Genomic DNA, 24495 nt, shown 5'->3' on the forward strand with positions numbered 1-24495 from the left:
CGGATTATGGCGATTACCGATTGGCCGGAAGGCGAGCGCCCGCGCGAAAAGCTGTTGAGTCAGGGGCCACAGGCGTTATCGGATGCCGAGTTGCTGGCGATTTTTCTGCGCGTTGGAGTCGTCGGGAAAAGCGCAGTTGATCTGGCGCGCGATCTGCTGACGGAGTTCGGCAGTCTCAATGGCATTTTCAACGCTGGCCGCGATGCGCTTACCGCGGTGAATGGCATGGGCGACAGCAAGTATGTGCAAGTCCAGGCAATATTCGAGATGGCGCGCCGCGCGTTGACCGAGCAGATGCGGCAGCGCGACGCGCTGACTTCGCCGCAGCAGGTGCGGGATTATCTTTGCCTGAAACTGGGCGGCATGACGCGCGAGGTCTTCGTGGTGTTATTCCTGGATGCGCAGAATCGGGTGACGGCGCAGGAAGAACTGTTTGCAGGCACGCTGACGCAGACCAGCGTCTACCCGCGCGAAGTGGTCAAGCGTGCCTTGCATCACAATGCGGCAGCGATGATTTTTGCACACAATCATCCGTCTGGCGTAGCCGAGCCCAGCCGGGCGGATGAGTTGCTAACCAAGGCATTAAAAGAGGCGTTGGGCCTGGTGGATGTGCGGGTGCTGGATCATTTTGTGATCGCGGGGAATGTGGCGTTGTCGTTTGCGGAGCGAGGGCTGCTCTGAATTCCCCGATTGCCGGGCTTTACGGAAATTCGAACCCGAAGCTGAATCTGACCAGCTTGTCTTGCTTGAAATGGTATTGCCCGTAATAAGCCGGTGCGCTGTTGTTTTGCAGAAATCCGGATTCGTTTTTGTTGTCGATGCGGTAGCTGATGACCACTTCGTCGAGTTGCGGCTGTTCGTTGTAGTCATTGCCGAAGATGTGCGTGATGTCGCTGCGCGTCATGCCCAGCTGGATGCCTTTGCCGGAAACAAAGCGATCGATTTGCCCGGGAGGCTGCACGCAGTCGACGTAGCGTGTTTCGACGCGCTCGACCTGAAACTCGCTAATGATGTACGAGGTATCGCCTTCGTAATACACCAGCGTCAGTCTCTCGGTTCGGTCTGCATTGCAAATGTAAGCCTTGGGACGATCGCTGTCGGGGTCGTCCAGTTGCATTTGCGCGCCAAAAGGGAGCCTGGCGCTGGAGCCGTCATTCAGCTGTATTCCGGAGACCGTTAGATCGACTTCGCGGGGCAGCTCGGCGGCAGCAGCAGAGTACAAAAGCAGGCCGGTTACAGCGGCAGCGAGCGGCCAGTTGGCTCTGGGCGAAGGAATCCTCAACATGCCCGTATACGGCGGCGTTTACTCTTCCAGTCCGTACAGCAGCGTGAGCTGTTCCTGCACGAATTCCATCGGCTTGCGCTTGAATCCGCTCTTGGCGAATTGCTGCCAGCGGCCGATCACGAAGCAGATCAGCAGATTGGCCTGGGCTTCGGGGTTGAGCTTGCGGCCGGTTTGCGTTTCGGCGATGCGCAGGCTTTGCTTGAGCGTGGATTCGACGCGATCGAAAAGCTGGTTGATGCGCAATTGCAGGCGGTCGTCTTCATTCACCAGCGCGTCGCCGATCAGCACGCGGGTCATGCCGGGATTCTTTTCCGCAAACAGCAGCATCACCGTCAGGATGCGGCGCACCTGCCGGAGGCCTTCCTGCTCTTCGCCGGTGATCTTGTTGACGAGGCCGAACAGGCTTTGTTCGATGAATTCGATCAGCCCCTCGAACATTTGCGCCTTGCCGGCAAAGTGTCGGTAGAGCGCGGCTTCGGACACGTCCAGTTTTGCAGCGAGCGCGGCCGTCGTGATTTTTTCACGCTTGGGCGTTTCCAGCATCTTGGCCAGGGTTTCCAGTATTTGTTGTTTTCTTTCGCCGGGTTTGGTTGCCATGGTGGTCCTCAGAGTTTTGTTTTGGGGAGCGCCAGTATCGATCCGATGCGTGCATCGACGAAGCTGGGCCGCTTTGTGTTTGGATTGACGTATACGGTTTTCATGCCGAGCCCGCGCGCGGTGCGCAGCGCGGGCAGGCTGTCTTCCACCATCACGCAGCGCCGGGCCGACACACGCAATGCCCGAAGGATGCGCAGAAAGCCTTGCTTGGCGGGTTTTGGTTGGAAGCGGGTCGATTCGATGCTGAATACGGTCTGGAACAGATCGCGGATGCCGAGCAGTTGCAGTACCTGTTCGGCATAGGCCATGGGCGCATTGGTGAACACGACTTTGCGTCCTTTCAGCCGTTGCAGGGCGTGGCGCAAGCCGCGTGCTTTCAGCACCATGGCCGTCAGGTCGGGAAATTGGTGCGTGTGGTGCAAAAAATGATGCGGGTCGGTGCCGTGGTGGCGCATCAGGCCGTGCAGCGTGGCGCCATAGCGGTGCCAGTAATCGCGCCGCAGCGCGCAGGCATCGGCTTCGCACAGGTCGAGATGCGTCATCAGGTAATGCGTCATGCTGCGATTGATATGCGGGAAGATGTGTGCGCTGGCATCGTGCAGCGTGTCGTCGAGATCGAAAATCCAGACACGCCGCGCGTCGTCATGGTGTTTATTCCGCACAGGCCGGGTAAGCCATTTACTTGGCGCGGATTAGCGTACCGACACCTTCGTCGGTCAGCACTTCCAGCAGCAGCGCATGCTCGACGCGGCCATCGATGATGTGTACCGATTTCACGCCGCTGCGCGCCGCGTCGAGCGCGGAGCTGATCTTGGGCAGCATGCCGCCGGAAAGCGTGCCGTCGGCCACCATCTCATCAATGTTCTTGGGTGTGAGGCCGGTCAGCAGATTGCCCTGTTTATCCAGTACGCCGGGAGTGTTGGTCAGCAGGATGAGTTTTTCCGCGCCGAGAATTTCCGCGAGTTTGCCGGCGACCACGTCGGCGTTGATGTTGTAGGTTTCGCCGTCCGGGCCGACGCCGATGGGCGCGATCACCGGGATGAAGTCGCCGGTATCGAGAAACTGGATGATGCTGGGGTCAATGGATGTGATGTCGCCCACCATGCCGATGTCGATGAACTCGCCCGGAGCATCCTTGTTTTCCATCAACAGCTTGGTTGCGCGGATGAAGGCCCCATCCTGGCCGGTCAGGCCGACTGCCTTGCCGCCATGGCGGTTGATCAGGTTGACGATGTCCTTGTTGACCGCGCCGCCCAGCACCATTTCCACCACGTCCATGGTTTCGGCGTCGGTGACGCGCATGCCCTGGATGAATTCGCCCTTCTTGCCCAGCCGGTCGAGCAGGTCATTGATCTGCGGGCCGCCGCCATGCACCACGACGGGATTCATGCCGACCAGCTTGAGCAGTACCACGTCGCGTGCGAAACAGTCCTGCAACTGGGGATCGGTCATCGCGTTGCCGCCGTACTTGATGACGATGGTCTTGTCGAAAAAGCGTTTGATGTACGGCAGCGCTTCCGCCAGGGTTTGCGCCTTTTGCGCCGCAGTGGTCGTGGTGAGCATTTACTATCCCGTTAGGCCAAGAGCCTATTTCAGTCCGAATGGGTGGGATTTTATACGAAAGGCGGTGGAAATGCCCGATGGATTGCGGGGCCATTCCCTTTGCAGGGCCTACTGGGAGTGCACGTATCCCAGGCGTTCGGACAGTGCCCGGCCGCAGGCGAGCACATCCGGAATCCATTCCAGCTTGCGGCGTTTTGCCGGGGCGGAAATCGACAGGCCGGCGATCATTTCACCCCGTGCATCCAGCACCGGCACGCCGATGCAGCTAATACCGAGTTCTGCTTCCTCGTTGTCCAGCGCATATCCATCCTGCCATGCGCCGAGTGACAATTCGATCAATTGGGGGAGTGTCTTCACGGTGTTGGGCGTGAACTCCTGCAAGCCGCGCCGTGCTGCATAGCTGCGAATTTCCTGCTCGCCGCGGCTGCCGAGAAACAGCTTGCCGACGGCGGTGACGTGCAATGGCGCCCGGCTGCCGACAATCTGGCCGACATGCGAGGTGCGCGTGGAAACCGCGCGTTCCACATAAACCACCGCATCGCCCTCGCGAAAGGTCAGGTTGACCGTTTCGCCCAGCTGCTGGCGCAATTTTCTCATCAATGGCATCGCTTCGAGCCGTACATCGATACCGACGTGGGATTGTTGCGCCAGGCCTATCAGGTGACGGCCCAGAACATACAGCCCGGCAGCGTTGCGATCTATCCATCCGTTATCGATGGCGGACGAAAGAATGCGGAATGCGGTGGAAGGATGCAGGCCGGTTTCGGCGGCCAATATTTTCAAGGAGGCCTGGCCGCCATTGGCCATCAGCGCGTTCATGAGATCGCCGAGACGATCGATTACCTGGATAGCGGAGCGATTGGCTTCGAGGTTTTTTGGCATGGGCATCGCAAGTAGAAGTGTTGCTGAAAATGCTATCAGATACTTGAGGCTTTTCGTCGGATTTAGTAGGAATTTTTCTTATGCATGGGCTCAGTTTTTAACCGTTATCATGGCTCCTTGATGATACCGACCCACGAACAACAGCTTCTGCGGAAATTGTTCAATGCCGCGATCCAGGCGGCCCAGCCGGCCTATTGCTTGCCACCCCATTTGCCTTTGCCGCCGCGCGGACGCACATTGATACTGGGTGCCGGAAAAGCATCGGCGGCAATGGCGCAAGTGGTAGAGCAGCATTGGAGCGGCACCTTGTCCGGCCTGGTGGTGACCCGCTACGGGCATGCCGTTCCATGCGAGCGCATCGACATCGTCGAGGCGGCGCACCCGGTGCCCGACGAAGCGGGGCTGAGCGCTGCACGACGCATGCTGCAGTTGACGCAAGGGCTGACATCCGACGATCTCGTCATCAGCCTCTTTTCCGGCGGCGGCTCAGCGTTGCTGCCTTTGCCGCTCGATGGCCTGACCTTGCGGGACAAGCAGGACGCGACATCGGCCTTGCTCAAAAGCGGCGCGACCATACGCGAAATCAATTGCGTGCGACGCCATCTTTCCGCGATCAAGGGCGGGCGGCTGGGCGCGGCATGCCATCCGGCACAGGTGCTCACTTTGCTGATATCGGACGTGCCTGGCGACGATCCGGTGGATATCGCCTCCGGCCCGACGGTGGGCGATCCGACGACCTGCGCGGAAGCACTCGATATCCTTCGCCACTATCGCATCGATGTGCCCGAGCGCATGCTGGAAATCCTGCGACGCGGGCACGGCGAAACGCCCAAACCTGATGATCCGCGCCTCGCGCGCAGCGCCGTAAAAGTCGTCGCCACGCCGGGAACGGCCCTGCAGGCGGCAGCCGATGCGGCGCGACAGGCCGGGGTGACGCCGCTGATTTTGGGCGATGCCATCGAAGGCGAGGCCCGCGCAGTCGCTGCGGCGATGGCGCAACTCGCGTTGCAGGCAGCCCACGAACAGGCGCTGCCATGCGTATTGCTTTCCGGCGGCGAAACGACCGTGCGGGTGCGCGGCAACGGAAGCGGCGGACGCAATGTCGAATTCCTGTTGGCACTGGGATTGGCGCTGGATGGGCATCCAGGCATCCATGCATTGGCGGGCGATACCGACGGCGTGGACGGCATGGATGAAATCGCCGGCGCGCTGCTGACGCCGGACAGCCTGGTGCGTGCAAGGAAAATCGGACTCCAAGCCCGCGCCAGTTTGGACGATAATAACGCCCATGGATTTTTCTCGGCGCTGGGCGATTCGGTGGTAACCGGCCCCACGCTGACCAACGTCAACGATTTTCGCGCCATCCTGGTGACGCCCGAGGCGGCCAGGTGAGCGCAGGATAAAACTATGTCTGCCCTGCCTGCGGACTTTCTTGAAAAGCTGCGTCGCCTGCTGCCGCAAGACGGCTTGCTGACCGCGCCGGAAGACCTCGCGCCTTACGAATGCGATGCACTTTCCGCATATCGGCGGCGTCCGCCCGCTGTTGCCTTGCCGCGTACCGAAGAAGAGATTTCCGCGATCCTCAACCTTTGCCGCATGCACAATGTGCCGGTAGTGGCGCGCGGGCACGGCACCGGGCTTTCCGGCGGCGCCTTGCCGATTGAAGGCGCGCTGTTGCTGACGCTGGCGCGGCTCAACCGCATCCTGATGATTGACCCGCTGGCCCGCACCGCGCGCGTCCAGCCCGGCGTACGCAACCTTGCCATTTCGCAGGCCGCCGCGCCGTATGGACTTTATTACGCGCCAGATCCCTCGTCGCAAATCGCGTGCAGCATCGGCGGCAACGTCGCCGAAAATTCCGGCGGACTGCATTGCCTGAAATACGGCCTCACCGTGCATAACATCCTGGAAGTGCGCGCGATCACGATAGACGGCGACATCATTACACTGGGTAGCCGGGCGTTCGACGCGCCCGGCTATGATCTGCTGGCGCTGATCACCGGTTCGGAAGGCATGCTGGCGGTCATCGTCGAAATTACCGTGCGGCTGCTGCCCAAGCCTGAGCGCGCGCAGGTGCTGCTGGCCGCGTTCGACAGCATTGCCAATGCCGGTGTCGCGGTGGGCCAGATCATCGCCGCCGGTATTATCCCGGCAGCGATGGAGATGATGGATAAGCTCTCGATCCAGGCCGCCGAGGATTACGTACACGCCGGTTATCCGGTTGGCGCCGAGGCGTTGCTGCTGGTGGAGGTGGACGGCGTCAACGAAGAGGTTTCGGACGGGTTGCGCGTGGTCTATGAAGTAGTGAAAGCCTGCGGCGCGACCGAAGTGCGTACCGCGCTGGACGAAGCCGAGCGCACGCGATTCTGGGCCGGACGCAAGGCGGCCTTTCCCGCCATTGGCCGCATTTCGCCAGACTATTACTGCATGGATGGCACCATCCCGCGTGGCAGGTTGCCGGAAGTGCTGGTGCGTATCGCGGAATTGTCCGAAGAATACGGCCTGCCGGTCGCCAACGTGTTTCATGCCGGCGATGGCAACCTGCACCCTTTGATCCTCTACGATGCCAACAAGCCCGGTGAGTTGGAAAAAACCGAGGAGATGGGCGGCAAGATCCTGGAAACCTGCATCGCGGTCGGCGGCACTATCACCGGCGAACACGGCGTGGGTGTCGAGAAACTTAACCAGATGTGCGTGCAGTTTTCCTCCGCCGAACTGGAAGTTTTTCATGCATTGAAGGCCGCGTTCGATCCGCCCGGCCTGCTCAATCCGGGCAAGGCGGTACCCAGCCTGCACCGCTGCGCCGAACTGGGCGCGATGCATGTCCATCACGGGCAGTTGCCGCATCCCGAACTGCCGAGATTCTGATGAATATCCATGACCAATGGCTCGCCGCGACCGGCGAGCGTGTGCTGCAGGCGAGGGCCGAAAAGCGCAAACTTTCGATTCGCGGCAGCGGCAGCAAGGGCTTCTACGGCAACGTGGTCGATGCCGACACGCTGGACGTTGCGGAGTATGCCGGTGTCGTCGACTATCAGCCGCGCGAACTGACGCTGACCGCCCGCGCCGGAACGCGGTTGGAGGTGATCGAGGCGCTGCTCGCCAAGAACAACCAGATGCTGCCCTTCGAGCCGCCGCATTTCGGTGCGGATGCAACACTTGGCGGCTGCGTTTCCACCGGCCTCTCCGGCCCGCGCCGCCCGTATGCCGGCGCGGTGCGCGATGCCGTGCTGGGTACCAAGGTTCTGGATGGTCGTGCGCAGGTACTGCGCTTCGGCGGACAGGTCATCAAGAATGTTGCCGGCTATGATGTATCGCGTCTGATGGTGGGGGCGATGGGCACCCTAGGCGTGTTGCTGGAGGTTTCGGTCAAGGTGCTGCCGTGCCCCGAGAGTGAGTGCACGTTGATGCTGGAGATGCCGGCAGACAGGGCGGTCGAGATCATGAACCTGTGGGCGGCCAGCCCGGTGCCCTTGTCCGCGACGGCGTGGCGGGCCGGCCATCTTTATGTGCGGCTTTCCGGCACCGAAAGCGCGGTGCAGGCGGCGATGCAGAAAATCGGCGGCGCAAAGATTCCCGACGGCCCGGCTTTCTGGCAAGCGCTACGCGAGCAGACCATGCCCGATCTCGCCATGCGCCCCTTGTGGCGTTTGTCGATGCCGACGGCGGCCAAGGCATTTACCGCGCTCGGCCAGCCGGTGATCGAATGGGGCGGCGGGGTACGCTGGTATGGCACCGACATGCCCGCCGACACGCTACGCGCGTTGGCGAAACAGGCTGGCGGTCATGTCACGCTGTTCCGCAGCCATCAGCCGATCACGCAAGCCTTTACCCCCTTGCCCGAACCGCTGGCGGCGCTGCATCAACGCATCCGCCTGGCGCTCGATCCGCACGGCGTGTTCGATACCGGAAGAATGTAGCGCTTATGCAAACCCGACTCGGCGCAGAACTGCTCGAAACCGCCCAAGGCCAGGAAGCCGACGCCATTCTGCGCAAATGCGTGCACTGCGGTTTCTGCAACGCCACCTGCCCGACCTATCAGCTCAAGGGCGACGAACTCGACGGCCCGCGCGGTCGCATCTATCTCATCAAAGAGATGCTGGAAGGCGAAAATGCCGGCGCCGGGACCTTGCTGCATCTGGATCGTTGCCTCACCTGCCGCAACTGCGAAACCACCTGTCCTTCCGGCGTGGAATACGGCCGGCTGCTGGACATCGGCCGCGCGGTGGCCGAAGAACGCATTTCCCGTCCGCTGTCAGAGCGCGCTGCACGCTACTGGTTGCGCAAAGTGCTAACGCGGCCGCGCCTGTTCAAGGCCTTGCTCGGGCTCGGGCGGCGGGCGGAATCTTTCCTGCCCGCAATGCTCGCCGGAAAAATTCCGGACAAGCGACCCTTTCTTGCCTGGCCGAAGCCGCGTCACGCCCGCCGCATGCTGGTGCTGGACGGCTGCGTGCAGCCGGCTCTGGCGCCTAACATCAACGTCCGGGCCGCGCGCGTGCTGGACAAGCTTGGTGTCAGCCTCATCCGTGCTCGCGGTGCCGGCTGCTGCGGCGCGCTCAGCCAGCATCTGGCTGCGCCGGAAGAGGCCAGGGACTTCATGCGCCGTAACATCGACGCCTGGTGGCCGCATGTCGAAACCGGTGTCGAAGCCATCGTCATGACTGCCAGCGGTTGCGGAGTGCAGGTCAAGGATTACGGCTATTTGCTGAAGGACGACCTCGCCTATGCGGAAAAAGCGGCGCGCGTGTCGGCCTTGACCCGCGACATCGGCGAAGTGCTGCGTGATGAGGATATAAGCGGCTTGACCGGGCGCAAGCGGCGCGTGGCCTACCATCCGCCGTGCACCTTGCAGCATGGGCAGAAATTACCGGGGCTGGTGGAGGAGGTGCTGCGCCGGCTGGGGCATGAGCTGGTGCCGGTAGCGGATGCGCATTTGTGCTGCGGGGCGGCGGGAACGTATGCGCTATTGCAGCCGGAAATGGCGCTGCAGTTGCGAGAGGAAAAACTGGCGGCATTACGGGCGGGGGCGCCGGAGATGATTGTGTCGGCGAATATTGGGTGCATTACGCATCTGGCGGCCGGGAGCGGCGTGCCTGTGGTGCATTGGCTGGAGCTGATCGATTAGGCTTTGCCGCATCAACAACGATAATGCAAAAAATGGCGGCCTTGCGGCCGCCCATGGAGGAGATGTTCGGGAAGGTGCTTTGTTTAGCTGATCGTGAGCTTTTTGGAAGTTGACGTCGCTTTCTTCGGCAGCACCAGTTCCAGTACGCCATCGTGGTATTTGGCCTGCGAGGCGGAGTCGTCAATATCGCTGGAGAGAGCGAAGCTGCGGGTAATGGTGCCGTAGTAGCGTTCCGAGTGCAGCAGTTTTTCGCCTTCTTTCACTTCCTTTTCCTGTTTTATTTCGGCGCTGATCGAGACCTGGTTGCCGTCAATGACGACCTGGATGTCTTCCTTCTTTACGCCGGGGATTTCCGCATGCACGGTATAGCTCTTGTCGTCTTCTCTGACATCCATCTTGAGTTGCAGAGGGTGCTGTTCTTCCAGAAGGCGCGCCGGGCGGAAGAAGCCTTTGAAAACATCTTCGAAGGGATCAAGCGCGGTGACCTGGAAGGGGTCGAAACGGGTTAGGTTTGCCATGATGTGTCTCCTTTCGTTCGAGTTTCGGTAAATAGGCTCTGGAAGCGGTTTTGACCTGCGACCAGTGGCCGATGCATACAAGATGGGGTATCTGGCTGCAATTTCAAGAGGGAAAAACGGGCGAAAAAAAGCGGCCTTGTGGGCCGCTGAGGGAGGAGATACTGTGAAACCAAGCTTTCACGAAGGCATTTTAGCAGGGTTGTTAAAATAAGGATAACTTTATCTTGATTTAAATAAGTGAAAATCAGGAGTGTTTGGGATCGTTATGATTCCGCATGCGGATGAAGTGAATATCGTTCCATGCATGGTTCGACGAACTCACTCCGCACAGACCTGCCGATGGAGCTCGGCAAGCTCATCATGCCGACTTGTCGACGAGCAATTCCGGGCTTGTTCAAAGTACATAACGCGCCAGATCCTCGTCCTGCGCCAGATTTTGCAGCTTGTCGTTGACATAATTGGCGTCGATGGTCAGCGTGCCGCTCTGATGCTTATCGGCGTCGAAAGAAATCTCTTCCAGCAGCTTTTCCATCACGGTATGCAGTCGCCGCGCGCCGATATTCTCGGTACGTTCGTTGACCTGCCAGGCTATTTCCGCCAAACGCCGCACGGCGTCAGACTTGAATTCGAGCGTGACGCCTTCAGTGGCCAGAAGCGCTTCGTACTGACGCGTGAGACAGGCGTCGGTGCCGGTGAGAATTTTTTCGAAGTCTTCCACCGATAGCGAGCCGAGTTCGACGCGGATCGGCAACCGGCCTTGCAGTTCCGGGATCAGGTCGGAGGGCTTGGCGAGGTGGAAGGCGCCGCTGGCGATAAACAGGATGTGATCGGTCTTGATCATGCCGTACTTGGTGGTGACGGTCGTGCCTTCAACCAGCGGCAGCAGGTCGCGCTGCACGCCATGGCGCGAGACATCGGCGCCGCTGCCTTCCGAACGGCTGGTGATCTTGTCGATTTCGTCGATGAACACGATACCGTTCTGTTCTACCTTCTGCACCGCCCGCTGCTTGATCTCGTCTTCGTTGACCAGTTTTCCGGCTTCTTCTTCCGTAAGCAACTTCATCGCATCGCTGATTTTCAGCTTGCGCGTCTTGGACTTGCCGCCGCTCATGCCCTGGAAGGCGCTCTGGATCTGGCTCGTGAGTTCCTCCATACCGGGGGGTGCAAAGATTTCCATATGCGTGGCGGACGTGGCCAGATCGACGTCGATTTCCTTGTCGTTCAGTATGCCTTCGCGCAGCATCTTGCGGAATTTCTGGCGCGTTTCGGTATCGGAAGCCGACGCCGGCGCTTCGCCGAAGACGCGTGGAGAAGGCAGCAGGATATCGAGCACCCGATCTTCGGCAGCATCCTGGGCGCGCACGCGGACTTTTTCCATTTCATGCTCGCGCGTCTGCTTGACTGCAGTTTCGGCGAGATCGCGGATGATGGAGTCCACGTCCTTTCCGACATAGCCCACCTCGGTGAATTTGGTCGCTTCCACCTTGATGAACGGTGCATTGGCCAGCCGCGCCAGGCGACGCGCGATTTCCGTTTTGCCGACGCCTGTGGGGCCGATCATCAGGATGTTCTTGGGCTTGATCTCCTGGCGCATCGGGTCTTCCACCTGAGCGCGGCGCCAGCGGTTGCGCAAGGCGATGGCGACGGCACGTTTGGCTGCCGATTGGCCGACGACGTGCTTGTCGAGTTCGTGAACGATTTCCTGCGGGGTCATTTGACTCATGTGTGAAAGGGCCGAAGTGGGAAAGAGGAAACCCTGAAATTTAGGGTCTGGAATTATTCCAAAGTTTCAATGACGTGGCTTTGGTTGGTGTAGATGCAGATGTCGCCGGCGATGACCAGCGCCTGCTTGACGATTTCCGCCGGGGGCAGGTCGGTGTGGTCCAGCAATGCGCGTGCCGCAGCCTGGGCATAGGCGCCTCCGCTGCCGATGGCAAGCAGGCCGTATTCCGGCTCCAGCACATCGCCGTTGCCGGTGATGATCAGGGAGGATTCCTTGTCCGCCACGGTCAGCATGGCTTCGAGCCGGCGCAGCATGCGGTCGGTGCGCCAGTCCTTGGCGAGTTCGACGGCGCTTTTCAGCAAATGTCCTTGATGCTTTTCCAGCTTGGCCTCGAAGCGTTCAAAAAGTGTGAATGCATCGGCAGTGCCGCCGGCAAATCCGGCCAGGATCTGGCCGTTGTAAAGCCGCCGCACCTTGCGCGCGGTGGCCTTGACCACCACGTTGCCAAGCGTGACCTGGCCATCGCCGCCCATGGCCACCTGATTCCCGCGCCGGACGGAGAGTATGGTGGTGCCGTGATATTGTTCCATTGAGGAATCCTGTCGTGTGATAAACACGAGATGGGGGCTGCAAACGAATTTGCAACCCCCTGCCGAACGGCCTATTGAAGCTGACTGCTAGAGTTCCTTGATGAACACCTTGGAGCGCCGCTGATAGTTGTAAAGCTGCTGGCGGCTCTGCGGCAGCGTGTCGATGCCGGCTTCGACGAAGCCGCGCTCGATGAACCAGTGTTCGGTGCGCGTGGTGAGAACAAAGAGCGTATTGATACCGCGCAGCTTGGCTTGCTCCTCGCTGTATTTCAGCATCCGGTCGCCACGGCCGCCGCGCCGGAATGCGGGGTTGACCGCAAGGCAGGCGAGTTCGGCCTTGCTTTCGTCGGGAAAAGGGTAAAGCGCCGCGCAGCCGATGATCAGTCCGTCGTGTTCCATCACATAAAAATGCCCGATTTCCATTTCCAGCCGCTCGCGTCCGCGCCGTACCAGGATGCCCTCCGCCTCCAGCGGTTCGATCAGTTGCAGCAGTCCGCCGACGTCGCCGATGTCGGCCGGGCGCAGCAGCTCTAGCGGTTCCTCGGTGATCATCGTGCCGATGCCGTCATGCGTGAACAGCTCCTGTAGAATGGCGCCGTCGGTGTGGCGGCAGATCAAATGGGTGCGCGAAACGCCCTGGTCGCAGGCGCGAATGGCGTAAGGCAGGTAGTAGCGTTCGTCTTCGGTAATATTGATCGCGCCCTCGCTTTGCGTATGGCGCAGCAGGTTCCTGGCCTTGGCCGAGGTCATCTCGCGCAACAATTCACCGCGCACGTTGTGCACGCCGGTGGAGTCCATCAGGAAGATCAGTTTGTCTGCATCCAGGGCAATAGCCGTGCTGGCGGCGACATCTTCCAGCGTCAGGTTGAACGCCTCGCCGGTCGGCGAGTAGCCCAGCGGCGACAGCAGCACCAGTTCGCCGTCTTCCAGCCGTTTCTGGATGCCCACGGCGTCGATCTTGCGCACCTCGCCGGTGTGTTGCAAATCAATGCCCTCGCGCACGCCGAGCGGACGCGCGGTCACGAAATTGCCACTCGCCACGCGGATGTCCGATCCGGCCATCGGAGAATTGACCAGGCCCATCGACAGCAGCGCCTCGATTTCCACGCGCACCGCACCGTTGGCTTCCTTCACCGCCTCCATGGTTTCCTTGTCGGTGACGCGCAGGCCGGAAACGAAACGCGAAGCGATATTGGCGCGTTTCAGGCGCGATTCGATCTGCGGGCGGACGCCGTGCACCAGTACCAGCCGCACTTCGAGGCTGGCGAGCAGGTTGAGGTCGTGCGCGAGCGAGACGAACTGGCCGTCGTCGACGATCTCACCGCCGAATGCGATGACGAAGGTGCGGCCGCCGAAAGCATGAATATAAGGCGCGACCGAGCGGAACCAGCGCACGAACTCCTGCGGCTGGGTCAGCGTGAGGCGTGGCCCGGTCTGCGGTGAAGAGCCGGCAGCAGCTTCCGCTTGGGCATAGAGAAAAGCGGGTGTGCAGTCCAGCGCCGAGCATAAGCGGCGCAACATCGCTTCGGACAATCCTTGTTCCCCGCGCTCGATGCGCGAGAGGTTGCCGCTGTCCGCGGATACGCGTTCGGCGAGCTGTTGCAAGGTCAGGCCAAGGGCTTTGCGGCGTTTGCGTAATGCGGCTCCAAGCGGCATGGAATCACCTTTAAATTTGCGTTAAAAGCAATATATTATTTATATAAGGCTTAAATTGCAAATTTATGAGGGCAATTAATCAAATGCCGAGCCAGGATTCCTCTTCATTCGAACGGTTTTCATTGCCGTGCGCTGCGATATGGCTGCGGGCGAACTCCCAAACCCTGTTAATCCATTCTTTCATCGTTATTTTCCTTTTTGAGTGCAATGCCCGCCCCGAAGGACGGGCATGTCTGGCTTAACTATCGATACCGAGTGCTTTCGCTACCCCTGCGCCGTAGGCTGGATCGGCCTTGGTGCAGTTGGCGATGTGGCGCAACTGGATCTCGCGCGGTGCGCCGCCAATGGAGCGCGCCGTGTTTTCGAACAACACCTGTTGCTGCGCGGGCGACATCAAGCGGAACAGCGCGCCCGGCTGCGAGAAGTAATCGTCGTCCTCGCGATGATTCCAGTGGTCGGCCGCGCCTTCAATCGAGAGCGGCGGCTCGCGATAGTCGGGTTGCTCCTGCCATTGGCCGTAGCTGTTGGGCTCGTAACCAAGCGTGCCGCCGTGATTGCCGTCCACGCGCATCGCGCCGTCGCGGTGATAGCTATGAAACGGGCACTTGGGTGCGTTTACCGGAATCTGGTGATGATTCACGCCCAGGCGATAACGCTGTGCATCGCCGTAGGAGAACAGGCGCGCCTGCAGCATCCTGTCCGGTGAAAAGCCGATGCCGGGCACGACTGCCGCCGGATTGAACGCCGATTGCTCGACTTCCGCGAAGAAGTTCTCCGGGTTGCGATTGAGCTCCATCACGCCCACCTCGATCAGCGGGTAATCCTTGTGCGGCCACACCTTGGTGAGATCGAACGGGTTGTACGGCACCTGCGAGGCTTCCTTTTCCGGCATCACCTGTATATAGAGCGTCCATTTCGGAAAGTCGCGATTCTCGATGCTCTCGAACAAATCGCGCTGATGGCTTTCTCTATCCTTGCCGACGATGGTTTCCGCTTCTGCATCGGTCAGGTTCTTGATGCCCTGCTGCGAACGGAAGTGGAACTTCACCCAGTAGCGCTCGTTGGCTGCATTGATGAAGCTGAAGGTATGGCTACCGAAGCCATGCATATGGCGGTAGCTGGCGGGCAGGCCGCGCTCGCTCATTACAATGGTGACCTGGTGCAGCGCTTCGGGGAGCGAAGTCCAGAAGTCCCAGTTGTTCCTGGCTGAACGCATATTGGTGCGCGGATCGCGCTTTACCGCATGGTTCAAATCCGGGAATTTGAGCGGATCGCGCAAGAAAAACACCGGCGTATTGTTGCCGACCAGATCCCAGTTGCCTTCCTCGGTGTAGAACTTGACCGCGAAGCCGCGAATGTCGCGTTCCGCATCCGCCGCGCCGCGCTCGCCGGCAACGGTAGTGAAACGGGCGAACAGTTCAGTTTTCTTGCCGATCTGGCTGAAAATCTTCGCGCGGGTGTACTTGGTAATGTCGCTGGTCACCGTAAAAGTGCCGTAAGCGCCGGAGCCCTTGGCGTGCATGCGGCGCTCGGGGATCACTTCACGGTCGAAATGGGCGAGCTTTTCGAGCAGCCAGACATCTTGCAGCAACACCGGACCGCGCGGACCTGCGGTCATGGTGTTCTGGTTATCGGGAACCGGCGCGCCGGCGGCAGTGGTCAATTTTTTCTCGTTGCTCATGGGATGCTCCTTTTATTGGTCGTCGTCAGGGTCTGTCAGTGGGCTTGCGCATATACGGCGAGCCATTCGACCAGCAGTGCAGCCAGAGTATTGTCGGTACCGATGTTCATGCCTCGCTCCTTATGCCAGAGAAATACGTCAATTCGATGACGTTGAATGCATATTAAAAAGCAATAGGCGATTAAACAAATTGATTGTTTAAAACTATCCAATAGATTTATTGAATGGGTTGGCTTAAATGAATTCCAGGCCGCCTAAAGGGTGGGCTAAAAGCCGCTATGCCGCGAGATTTGTGGTGGCGGATGCCTGAAACGGTACTAGAAGTCACCCCAGAGGGTTTGCAGCGCGGCCAAGGCTGCCAAGCCGGCGGTTTCGGTTCGCAAGATGCGCTGACCCAAACGTATTCCCATGAAACCCGCGTGCAATGCAGCGGTCTGTTCAGAGGGCGAGAAGCCGCCTTCGCAGCCGATCAGCAGACATACGCTGCCTTTCGGCGGCGACAGCTCATGCAGGCGCCGTTCGGTGAACGGATCGAGCATCAGTTTCAGCTCGAAATCATGGGTTTGTGCCAGCCAGGTAGTCAGCGGCAAAGGCGGCAAAACTTCGGGGACGACAGAACGTCCGCTTTGTTCGCAGGCTGAAATGACGACATTTTGCCAATGTTGCACGCGTTTTTCGGCGCGCTCGCCGCTGAGTTTCACGACGCTGCGTTCCGCTGCTAGTGGCTGGATCCGGGCGATGCCGAGTTCAACCGATTTTTGCAGTGTCAAATCCATGCGGTCGCCCGACGAGATGCATTGGGCCAGCGTGACATTCAGCGGCGACTCGCGCTCTACCGGAGTCTGTTCGGAAACCTTGGCGCTGACGCCATCCTTGCCGACCCGCAGCAGTTCGCACGTATAGTCGTAGCCGTCGCCGTTGAATAGCGTGACCTGATCGCCAGCCTTGAGGCGCAGCACGCGCTGCGCATGATGGGCGGCGCTCTCGGGCAGATCCAGTTGGGCGCCGGGGCCCAGTTTTGCATCGCAGAAAAAACGTGGAGAAGGCATGGGAGTAGGCTCGGGTCGGCAGTGTTAGAATTGTCAGGATATTTTAAAGGAGAATCTCGATGGTGAGTTTGCAAACACCGGTTTGCGATTTCGGCTGGCCGGCGCCCGATTTCAAATTGCGTGGCATCGACGGCAAGTATTACAGCCTGGCCGACGTGCGTGGCCCCAACGGCACGCTGGTGATGTTCATCTGCAATCATTGTCCTTACGTCAAGGCGATACGCCCGCGTCTGGTGCGCGACCTCAAGGAGTTGAAGGCGATGGGCGTCAACGCTATCGGCATCATGTCCAATGATCCCACCGATTACCCCGAGGATGGTTTCGAACACATGCAGGCGGTAGCCAGGGAATTCGATTTTCCCTTTCCTTATGTGATCGACGAGACGCAAGAGGTCGCCAAGGCCTATGGCGCCGTGTGCACGCCGGATTTCTTCGGCTACAACGGCAATCTCGAACTGCAATATCGCGGTCGCTTCGACGAATCGCGCAAGGAAACGGCTCCCGAGGGCGTGCGCCGCGATCTGTTCGAGGCAATGAAGCAGGTGGTCGAAACGGGCAAGGGCCCGCAGGAACAGATTCCCTCTATGGGTTGCTCGATCAAGTGGATCGAGCCGGTTTGATCGCCACGCCGCAACTCGCAGACTTGATAGCGGTTGTGCGGCGCGTTGGCGACGAAATCGTGTTGCCGCGCTTCACCGGGGTTGCGCATACGCGCAAGGCCGACGGCAGCGTGCTGACGGAGGTCGATCTCGAAGCGCAGACTGTGCTTGGCTGCGAGCTGTCGGCTCTCGCGGCGTGCCCGATGCTGGGTGAAGAGATGACGCCGGAAGAGCAATCCCTGCAATGGGAGGCCGGCCGTGACGGCTTGTGGTGCGTCGATCCGGTCGACGGAACCTCCAACTTCGTGAACGGCTTGCCGCATTTTGCCGTTTCCGTGGCCTTCATGCGGGCGGGCCGGCCGGTGCTGGGCGTCGTATATGCTCCGGCACTGGGCGAGATGTTTTCTGCCCAAGAGGGCAAGGGAGCATCCCTCAACGGTGAGCCGCTGCCCATCACCGGCGCTGCCGAGAGCTTGGCGGACGCCATCGCCGGCATCGATTTCAAGCGTTTGCCTGCCGGGCTTGCCGAAAAATTATCCATAAACCCGCCTTTTCATTCTCAGCGCAATTTCGGTTCGGGTGCGCTGGACTGGTGCTATGTCGCTTCAGGCCGTTTTGATCTTTATCTGCATGGCGGCCAGTATTTATGGGATTACGCGGCCGGCAGCCTGATTTTGCAGGAAGCTGGCGGCGCGATGGGCACGCTGGAAAGCGAAAATTACTGGGCGGGCGATATCTGGCGCAAATCCGTGGTCGCGGCCAGTACCGATTTTCTGTGCGCCGAATGGCGCCGCCGGATAGGGGCCATGGCGCATTAGGAGCGGCTTGGAGCCCTTCTGGGCTATTGCCCAAAATTTATAACTGGGCAATAATTAGTGAACTTTCCCGTGGCAGGTCTCGACGCTACAACAAAACGTAAAACAGGGAAATTCCAAAGGTTCTGAATGACGGTTCCGGCCCATCCAAAGGATGGGCGCGGCGCTTTTTTCTCTATTCAACTAGCAAGATAGGAATATTTATGGCAACTCGTACAGACTTGGCAAATGCCATCCGTGCACTGTCTATGGATGCGGTTCAGAAGGCCAATTCCGGTCACCCCGGCGCACCTATGGGCATGGCCGAAATCGCTGAAGTACTGTGGAACCACAACCTGAGCCACAACCCGAAGAACCCGCAATGGGCCAATCGCGACCGCTTCGTGCTGTCCAACGGCCACGGTTCCATGCTGATTTACTCCCTGCTGCACCTGACCGGCTATGACGTCACCATCGACGACATCAAGACCTTCCGCCAACTGCACTCCCGTTGCGCCGGCCACCCGGAATACGGTTACGCTCCCGGCATTGAAACCACCACCGGTCCGCTGGGTCAGGGTATCGCCAACGGCGTTGGCTTTGCGATGGCTGAAAAGCTGCTGGCCGGCCAGTTCAACAAGCCCGGTCATGACATCGTCGACCACTACACCTACGTGTTCCTCGGCGACGGCTGCATGATGGAAGGCGTTTCCCACGAATCCTGCGCTCTGGCGGGGACCTGGGGCCTGGGCAAGCTGGTAGCATTCTGGGACGACAACGGCATTTCCATCGACGGTCACATTGAAGGCTGGTACACCGACGACACCGCCAAGCGATTTGAAGCTTACGGCTGGCATGTTCAATCCGTCGACGGTCACGACTCCGACGCGATCCAGAAGGCGATCGACGCCGCCAAGAAGGTTACCGACAAGCCGTCCCTGATCTGCTGCAAGACCATCATCGGCAAGGGTTCCCCGAACAAGTGCGGTTCGCACGACTGCCACGGTTCCGCGCTGGGCGACGACGAAGTTGCCGCTACTCGCGCCAACATCGGTTGGAACTATCCTCCATTCGAAGTCCCGGCTGACGTGTACGCCGGCTGGGATCAAAAAGACAAGGGCGCTGAGCGTGAATCTGCATGGAATGCCAAGTTCGACGCTTACGCCAAGGCCTTCCCGGCTGAAGCTGCCGAGTTCAAGCGCCGCATGGCAAACGAACTGCCGGCCAACTGGAAGCAGGTCACCGACGCCATGATCGCTGCCACCAACGAGAAGGCGGAAGGCGTTGCCAGCCGCAAGGCATCGCAAAACGTGATCGGCGCCCTGGCTCCGGTTCTGCCGGAATTCCTGGGCGGTTCCGCCGACCTGACCGGTTCCAACCTGACCAGCACCGGCAGCTTCAAGCACGTGCACGCGAAGGAACCCGGCAACTACATCTCCTACGGCGTACGCGAGTTCGGTATGGCCGCGATCATGAACGGTATGGCATTGCATGGCGGCCTGCTGCCGTTCGGCGGCACCTTCCACATGTTCTCCGACTACATGAAGAACGGCATGCGCATGTCCGCGCTGATGAAGCAGCGCGTGGTTTACGTGCTGACCCACGACTCCATCGGCCAGGGCGAAGACGGCCCTACCCACCAGCCGGTGGAAAACACCGCCGGCCTGCGCTATATCCCGCGCATGAACGTATGGCGTCCGGGTAGCGCGACCGAAACCGCCGTATCCTGGGTGGCTGCAGTCGAGCGCACCGACGGCCCGACCAGCCTGGTGCTGTCGCGTCAGAACCTGACCGGCATCAAGCACGACACGATGCACTTTGACCTGATCCGCAAGGGCGGTTATGTGTTCTCCGACGTGGCAGGCAAGGCCGACGTGATCATCATTGCCAACGGTTCCGAACTGGATCTGGCGGTGAAGGCTGCAGCCGAGCTGAATGCTGCCGGCACCAAGGTGCGCGTGGTTTCCATGCCGTCCACCAACGTGTTCGACCAGCAAGACCAGGCTTACCGCGACAGCGTGCTGACCCCGGGCGTGAAGCGCGTGGCCGTTGAAGCCGCACACCCCGACTTCTGGCGCAAGTATGTCGGCCTGGAAGGCGCAGTGGTCGGCATCGACACCTTCGGCGAGTCCGCTCCTGGCGGCGTGCTGATGAAGCACTTCGGTTTCACGGTTGAAAATGTGGTCAAAACCGTCAAGTCCGTGCTGTAAATCATTGCAATAAAAGAAGGGGGGCTTAGCGTGTTGGCCCCCCTTTTTGTTTCAGAGCATCTAGCAAAATGAAAAGCGAACGCAGGGCTGACCATTGGGGTGAGCGCAAGCGAGTTCATTTTGTTAGATGCTCTGAGGCGGCTGCTTAACAAATTCCCCAGGAATATTGTTCATGCCGGATGTCCGAAGGCATAAAGCGTTATTCCCCGGAATTTGTTAAACAGCTTAATAGGAGAGGTACGTAGTATGGCTATCAAAGTAGGTATCAACGGCTTTGGCCGTATTGGCCGCATGGTGCTGCGCGCGGCTATCAAGGATTTCCCTGAAATCGAGGTGGTGGCGATCAACGATCTGCTGGAACCCGATTATCTTGCTTACATGCTCAAGCACGATTCCGTGCATGGCCGCTTCAAGGGTGAAGTCTCCGTCAACGGCAACACGCTGGTAATAAACGGCAAGCCGATCCGCCTGACCGCCGAGCGAGACCCCTCCGCCCTGAAGTGGAACGAAGTCGGTGCCGACATCGTGATCGAATGCACGGGCCTCTTCCTCACCAAGGATACCTGTCAGAAGCACATCGACGCGGGTGCCAGCAAGGTCGTGCAATCCGCCCCCTCCAAGGACGATACCCCGATGTTCGTGTACGGCGTGAACCACGATGCCTACAAGGGCGAGGCCATCGTTTCCGCCGCCTCCTGCACCACCAATGCGCTGGCCCCGGTTGCCAAGGTATTGCATGATGCCTTCGGCATCAAGCGCGGCCTGATGACGACTGTGCACGCGGCCACCGCAACGCAAAAAACCGTTGATGGCCCCTCCAACAAGGATTGGCGCGGTGGTCGCGGCATCCTCGAAAACATCATCCCGTCCTCCACCGGTGCCGCCAAGGCCGTCGGCAAGGTAATTCCCGAACTCAACAAGAAACTGACCGGCATGGCGTTCCGCGTGCCTACTTCCGACGTTTCCGTGGTCGACCTGACTGTCGAACTCGACAAAGAGACCACTTACGAAGATATCTGCAAGGCGATGAAGATCGCTTCCGAAGGCGCGTTGAAGGATGTGCTGGGTTATACCGAGGACAAGGTTGTTTCCACCGATTTCCGCGGTGAAATCTGCCCGTCCGTATTCGATGCGGAAGCCGGGATCATTTTGGATCCTACTTTCGTCAAGGTCGTCGCCTGGTACGACAATGAATACGGCTATACTTGTAACCTCATGCGGCTTGTTCGTCACGTCGCACTGTAATCCTTAGATAACGGGGGCCCTGAGCCCCCGGCGCCCGATAGCTCAAAGGAAACGATCATGTCCGTTATCAAAATGACTGACCTGGATCTGAGGGGCAAACGTGTCCTGATCCGGGAAGACCTCAACGTACCTCAGGCCGACGATGGCAGCGTGACAGACGACACGCGCATTCGCGCGTCATTGCCGACCATCCGGCATGCAATGAATGCCGGTGCGAAAGTGATGCTGATGTCCCATCTGGGCCGGCCGAAGGAAGGTCCGACCGAGGGACGCTACACCGACAAGGATAGCCTCCGCCCGGTGGCCAATCATCTGGCAACGCTGCTCGGCTGCGAAGTCCGGCTATATCAGGATTGGTTGGGTAACGGCAAGACCTACGTACAGCAGATGCGCGACGGTGAAGTAGCCGTGCTGGAAAATGTGCGGTTCAATATCGGCGAAAATAACAACGAAGACCGTCTTTCATGGGAAATGTCGCAGATTTGCGATATCTACGTGATGGATGCCTTCGGTACCGCGCATCGCGCGCAGGCCTCGACTCACGGTGTGGCAAAGTTCGCGCCGGTTGCCTGTGCCGGCCCGCTGCTGGCTGCAGAGCTCGATGCGCTGGGCAAGGCATTGCAGGAGCCGGCCCGTCCGCTGGTAGCGATTGTCGGCGGCTCCAAGGTTTCCACCAAACTGACCGTGCTGGAATCGCTTTCCCATATCGTGGATCAGCTCATCGTCGGCGGCGGCATCGCCAATACCTTCATCAAGGCTGCCGGTTACAACGTGGGTAAATCGTTATATGAAGCCGATCTGGTGGATGAGGCCAAGCGGCTGATGGCAGCCGCCAAGGCCAAGGGCAGCGATATTCCCGTGCCGACGGATGTGGTTGTCGGCAAGAAATTCGATGCGAACGAACCTGCTGTCATCAAGAAGGTGAGCGAGATCGCGGATGACGACATGATTTTCGACATCGGCCCCGAAACTGCAAAAACCTACGCCGAATACCTGAAAAAGGCCGGCACCATCGTCTGGAACGGCCCGGTCGGCGTGTTCGAGTTCGATCAGTTTGGCGAAGGCACCAAAGCATTGGGGCTCGCCATCGCTGAAAGTCCGGCATTCTCGATTGCCGGCGGCGGCGATACGCTGGCAGCGATTGCGAAATACAATATTTGCGATCGCATCTCCTATATCTCCACTGGCGGCGGCGCCTTCCTTGAGTTCCTTGAAGGAAAGAAACTGCCGGCGGTCGAGATGCTGGAGCAACGCGCCAAGAATTGATTGTCATACCATCGTCGTACCGCAGGGCGGATTAAGAGGGATTCAATGACATTACGTAAAACAAAAATCGTGGCGACATTGGGTCCCGCTTCCAGCAGCGAAGAAGTTCTCGATCGCATGGTGGCCGCCGGTGTCGATGTGGTACGCCTTAATTTCTCGCACGGTTCCGCGCAGGACCATATCGACCGTGCTGCGCTGGTGCGCGAAATCGCGCGCCGCCGCCGTCGGCCCGTTGGTGTTCTCTGCGATCTGCAAGGCCCTAAAATCCGTATCGGCCGCTTCGAGAACGACAAGATTCGTCTCGCTCCCGGCGATAAATTCACGCTGGATGCCGACTGCAAGCTGGGCAATCAGCAGCGTGTCGGCCTCGACTATCCCAGCCTGCCCGGCGAAGTCGAGCGTGGCGCCATTCTGCTGCTGGATGACGGCCGTGTCGTAATGACGGTGGATGCCGTGCGCGGCAACGAAATCGAATGCACGGTCAACATCGGCGGCACGCTTTCCAACAACAAGGGCATCAACCGCAAGGGCGGCGGCTTGGCCGCGCAGGCGCTCACCGAGAAAGACAGGGAAGACATCAAGACTGCAGCGGCGCTGGAAGCCGATTATGTGGCGATCTCTTTCCCTCGCAGCGGTGCCGACGTGCAACTCGCGCGCGAACTGGTGCGCGCCGCCGGCGGCCGCGCCAGCATCGTTGCCAAGATCGAGCGTGCCGAGGCAATTCACGCATTGGAAGAAATCATCGATGCCGCCGACGTGATCATGGTGGCGCGTGGTGACCTCGGGGTTGAAGTCGGTGACGCCGCCGTGCCGGGTTTGCAGAAGCGCATGATCCGCATGGCGCGCTTGCGCAACAAGCTGGTGATCACCGCCACGCAGATGATGGAATCGATGATTACCAATCCGATTCCGACTCGCGCCGAAGTGTCCGACGTTGCCAACGCAGTACTGGACGGTACCGATGCCGTGATGCTTTCTGCCGAGAGCGCGGCGGGCGAATATCCGGTGGAAGCCATCAGCGCGATGGATCGCGTGTGCCGCGAAGCCGAGCGTGCGGACGATGACAGCCAGACTTTCAAGCCCAAGGACAACCGTCAGTTCCAGCGCATCGATGAGTCCATCGCGATGGCCGCACTGTATACCGCCGAGCATCTCAATGTGAAGGCGATTGCTTCCATGACACAATCCGGCGCTGCCGTGATGTGGTTGTCGCGTTCCAATACCTCGGTACCGATTTACGCACTGACGCCCGAGAAGGACACGCGCCGCAAGCTGACCTTGTTCCGCGGGGTTTATCCCTTCCGTTTCGACCAGACGACGAGCGATCGCGACCGGATTCTGGAAGAAGCGGAAAACGAATTGATGCGCCGCGGGCTGGTGCAGGACGGCGATCTGATCCTGCTGACCATCGGCGAACCTGTGGGTGTATCCGGCGGTACGAATACCCTCAAAATCGTGAAGGTTGGCGAGCATCGCCAAAACTGATTAGAATAATTTTTTATACTCATTCAAGGGGCGTTATGCCCTGATTTGGTTGGCAGGGCATGCCTCCCAAGTAACAACGGAGGAACACATCATGGCACTCGTATCCCTGCGTCAACTGCTGGACCACGCCGCCGAGAATGGCTACGGCCTGCCGGCGTTCAACGTCAACAACATGGAACAGATCCACGCCATCATGCAGGCCGCCGACGCGGTGGACAGCCCGGTGA

The 24495-nt window shown here is 59.6% G+C and carries 23 protein-coding genes; 12 read left to right on the forward strand and 11 right to left on the reverse strand.

Translation table 11 applies throughout. The annotated features are described in order from the left end of the window. Positions 1 to 6: 6 nt before the first annotated feature. The gene (gene radC, locus A7976_RS08610; RefSeq protein ID WP_067110128.1) at positions 7 to 681 is read left to right on the forward strand and encodes a DNA repair protein RadC; all 675 of its coding nucleotides are present in this window, start codon (positions 7 to 9) and stop codon (positions 679 to 681) included. 19 nt (positions 682 to 700) lie between these two features. Here radC and A7976_RS08615 read toward each other — a convergent pair whose 3' ends face one another. From A7976_RS08615 to A7976_RS08635, 5 genes are all read right to left on the reverse strand, one after another. Continuing rightward, entirely contained in the window at positions 701 to 1285 is a 585-nt protein-coding gene (locus tag A7976_RS08615) for a hypothetical protein (protein ID WP_067110131.1), read from the reverse strand. An 18-nt stretch (positions 1286 to 1303) separates the two neighbouring features. Further along, the gene (slmA, locus tag A7976_RS08620) at positions 1304 to 1882 is read right to left on the reverse strand and encodes a nucleoid occlusion factor SlmA (protein ID WP_067110134.1); all 579 of its coding nucleotides are present in this window, start codon (positions 1880 to 1882) and stop codon (positions 1304 to 1306) included. An 8-nt stretch (positions 1883 to 1890) separates the two neighbouring features. Continuing rightward, the gene (locus A7976_RS08625; protein ID WP_067110138.1) at positions 1891 to 2544 is read right to left on the reverse strand and encodes a pyrimidine 5'-nucleotidase; all 654 of its coding nucleotides are present in this window, start codon (positions 2542 to 2544) and stop codon (positions 1891 to 1893) included. A gap of 16 nt (positions 2545 to 2560) precedes the next feature. Next, positions 2561 to 3445: an acetylglutamate kinase gene (argB, locus tag A7976_RS08630; protein ID WP_067110141.1), complete on the reverse strand. Its 885-nt coding sequence runs from the start codon at positions 3443 to 3445 to the stop codon at positions 2561 to 2563. A gap of 108 nt (positions 3446 to 3553) precedes the next feature. Beyond that, positions 3554 to 4327 (reverse strand): IclR family transcriptional regulator, encoded by a 774-nt coding sequence (locus A7976_RS08635; protein ID WP_067110144.1) that lies wholly within the window; start codon positions 4325 to 4327, stop codon positions 3554 to 3556. Positions 4328 to 4447: 120 nt separating this feature from the next. Here A7976_RS08635 and A7976_RS08640 point away from each other — a divergent pair, with 120 nt between their 5' ends. Genes A7976_RS08640 through glcF form a run of 4 tightly spaced genes read left to right on the forward strand, consistent with a single transcriptional unit; the run spans position 4448 to position 9452 of the window. Further along, on the forward strand, positions 4448 to 5719 hold the full coding sequence (locus A7976_RS08640) for a glycerate kinase (protein WP_067110291.1): 1272 nt from the start codon (positions 4448 to 4450) through the stop codon (positions 5717 to 5719). A 15-nt stretch (positions 5720 to 5734) separates the two neighbouring features. Further along, the gene (locus A7976_RS08645; RefSeq protein WP_067110147.1) at positions 5735 to 7195 is read left to right on the forward strand and encodes an FAD-linked oxidase C-terminal domain-containing protein; all 1461 of its coding nucleotides are present in this window, start codon (positions 5735 to 5737) and stop codon (positions 7193 to 7195) included. Continuing rightward, positions 7195 to 8247, forward strand: a complete 1053-nt coding sequence (gene glcE, locus A7976_RS08650) for a glycolate oxidase subunit GlcE (protein WP_067110151.1) — start codon at positions 7195 to 7197, stop codon at positions 8245 to 8247. The genes A7976_RS08645 and glcE overlap by 1 nt, the downstream gene beginning before the upstream one ends. A 5-nt stretch (positions 8248 to 8252) precedes the next feature. Then, positions 8253 to 9452 (forward strand): glycolate oxidase subunit GlcF, encoded by a 1200-nt coding sequence (gene glcF / locus A7976_RS08655; protein ID WP_067110154.1) that lies wholly within the window; start codon positions 8253 to 8255, stop codon positions 9450 to 9452. Between the two features lie 83 nt (positions 9453 to 9535). Here the strand turns inward: glcF and A7976_RS08660 are convergent, their stop codons facing one another. The 6 genes from A7976_RS08660 to A7976_RS08685 form a co-directional block, all read right to left on the reverse strand. Further along, positions 9536 to 9970 carry an Hsp20/alpha crystallin family protein gene (locus tag A7976_RS08660; RefSeq protein WP_067110157.1) on the reverse strand — a complete coding sequence of 145 codons (435 nt, stop codon included), beginning with the start codon at positions 9968 to 9970 and terminating at the stop codon, positions 9536 to 9538. 394 nt (positions 9971 to 10364) lie between these two features. Next, positions 10365 to 11693: an ATP-dependent protease ATPase subunit HslU gene (gene hslU / locus A7976_RS08665; protein WP_067110160.1), complete on the reverse strand. Its 1329-nt coding sequence runs from the start codon at positions 11691 to 11693 to the stop codon at positions 10365 to 10367. A 53-nt stretch (positions 11694 to 11746) separates the two neighbouring features. After that, complete coding sequence (hslV, locus tag A7976_RS08670; protein WP_067110163.1) at positions 11747 to 12283, reverse strand: ATP-dependent protease subunit HslV; 537 nt, start codon at positions 12281 to 12283, stop codon at positions 11747 to 11749. Positions 12284 to 12370: 87 nt separating this feature from the next. Beyond that, positions 12371 to 13939 carry an amino-acid N-acetyltransferase gene (gene argA / locus A7976_RS08675; RefSeq protein ID WP_067110165.1) on the reverse strand — a complete coding sequence of 523 codons (1569 nt, stop codon included), beginning with the start codon at positions 13937 to 13939 and terminating at the stop codon, positions 12371 to 12373. A gap of 238 nt (positions 13940 to 14177) precedes the next feature. Then, positions 14178 to 15620 (reverse strand): catalase, encoded by a 1443-nt coding sequence (locus tag A7976_RS08680; RefSeq protein ID WP_067110168.1) that lies wholly within the window; start codon positions 15618 to 15620, stop codon positions 14178 to 14180. Between the two features lie 317 nt (positions 15621 to 15937). Continuing rightward, positions 15938 to 16669 carry a 16S rRNA (uracil(1498)-N(3))-methyltransferase gene (locus A7976_RS08685; RefSeq protein ID WP_067110171.1) on the reverse strand — a complete coding sequence of 244 codons (732 nt, stop codon included), beginning with the start codon at positions 16667 to 16669 and terminating at the stop codon, positions 15938 to 15940. Between the two features lie 59 nt (positions 16670 to 16728). On the opposite strand from A7976_RS08685, the gene A7976_RS08690 reads away from it, so the two are divergent. The 7 genes from A7976_RS08690 to A7976_RS14830 all read left to right on the forward strand — a co-directional run. Next, positions 16729 to 17289 (forward strand): thioredoxin family protein, encoded by a 561-nt coding sequence (locus A7976_RS08690; RefSeq protein WP_067110174.1) that lies wholly within the window; start codon positions 16729 to 16731, stop codon positions 17287 to 17289. Next, on the forward strand, positions 17271 to 18086 hold the full coding sequence (locus tag A7976_RS08695; protein WP_240483840.1) for an inositol monophosphatase family protein: 816 nt from the start codon (positions 17271 to 17273) through the stop codon (positions 18084 to 18086). Before A7976_RS08690 ends, A7976_RS08695 begins: the two co-directional genes overlap by 19 nt. A gap of 200 nt (positions 18087 to 18286) precedes the next feature. Continuing rightward, positions 18287 to 20272, forward strand: coding sequence for a transketolase (gene tkt / locus A7976_RS08700; RefSeq protein WP_067110177.1), 1986 nt, complete (start codon positions 18287 to 18289; stop codon positions 20270 to 20272). Positions 20273 to 20518: 246 nt separating this feature from the next. After that, the gene (gene gap, locus A7976_RS08705; RefSeq protein ID WP_067110180.1) at positions 20519 to 21517 is read left to right on the forward strand and encodes a type I glyceraldehyde-3-phosphate dehydrogenase; all 999 of its coding nucleotides are present in this window, start codon (positions 20519 to 20521) and stop codon (positions 21515 to 21517) included. Between the two features lie 57 nt (positions 21518 to 21574). Beyond that, positions 21575 to 22783 (forward strand): phosphoglycerate kinase, encoded by a 1209-nt coding sequence (locus A7976_RS08710; protein WP_067110183.1) that lies wholly within the window; start codon positions 21575 to 21577, stop codon positions 22781 to 22783. A gap of 45 nt (positions 22784 to 22828) precedes the next feature. Continuing rightward, positions 22829 to 24268, forward strand: a complete 1440-nt coding sequence (gene pyk / locus A7976_RS08715) for a pyruvate kinase (protein ID WP_067110187.1) — start codon at positions 22829 to 22831, stop codon at positions 24266 to 24268. 91 nt (positions 24269 to 24359) lie between these two features. Continuing rightward, positions 24360 to 24495 (forward strand): class II fructose-bisphosphate aldolase (locus A7976_RS14830; RefSeq protein ID WP_205633452.1); only part of this gene is annotated, 136 nt, incomplete at its 3' end.

This window comes from Methylobacillus sp. MM3 (genome assembly GCF_001645185.1).
Lineage (GTDB): Bacteria > Pseudomonadota > Gammaproteobacteria > Burkholderiales > Methylophilaceae > MM2.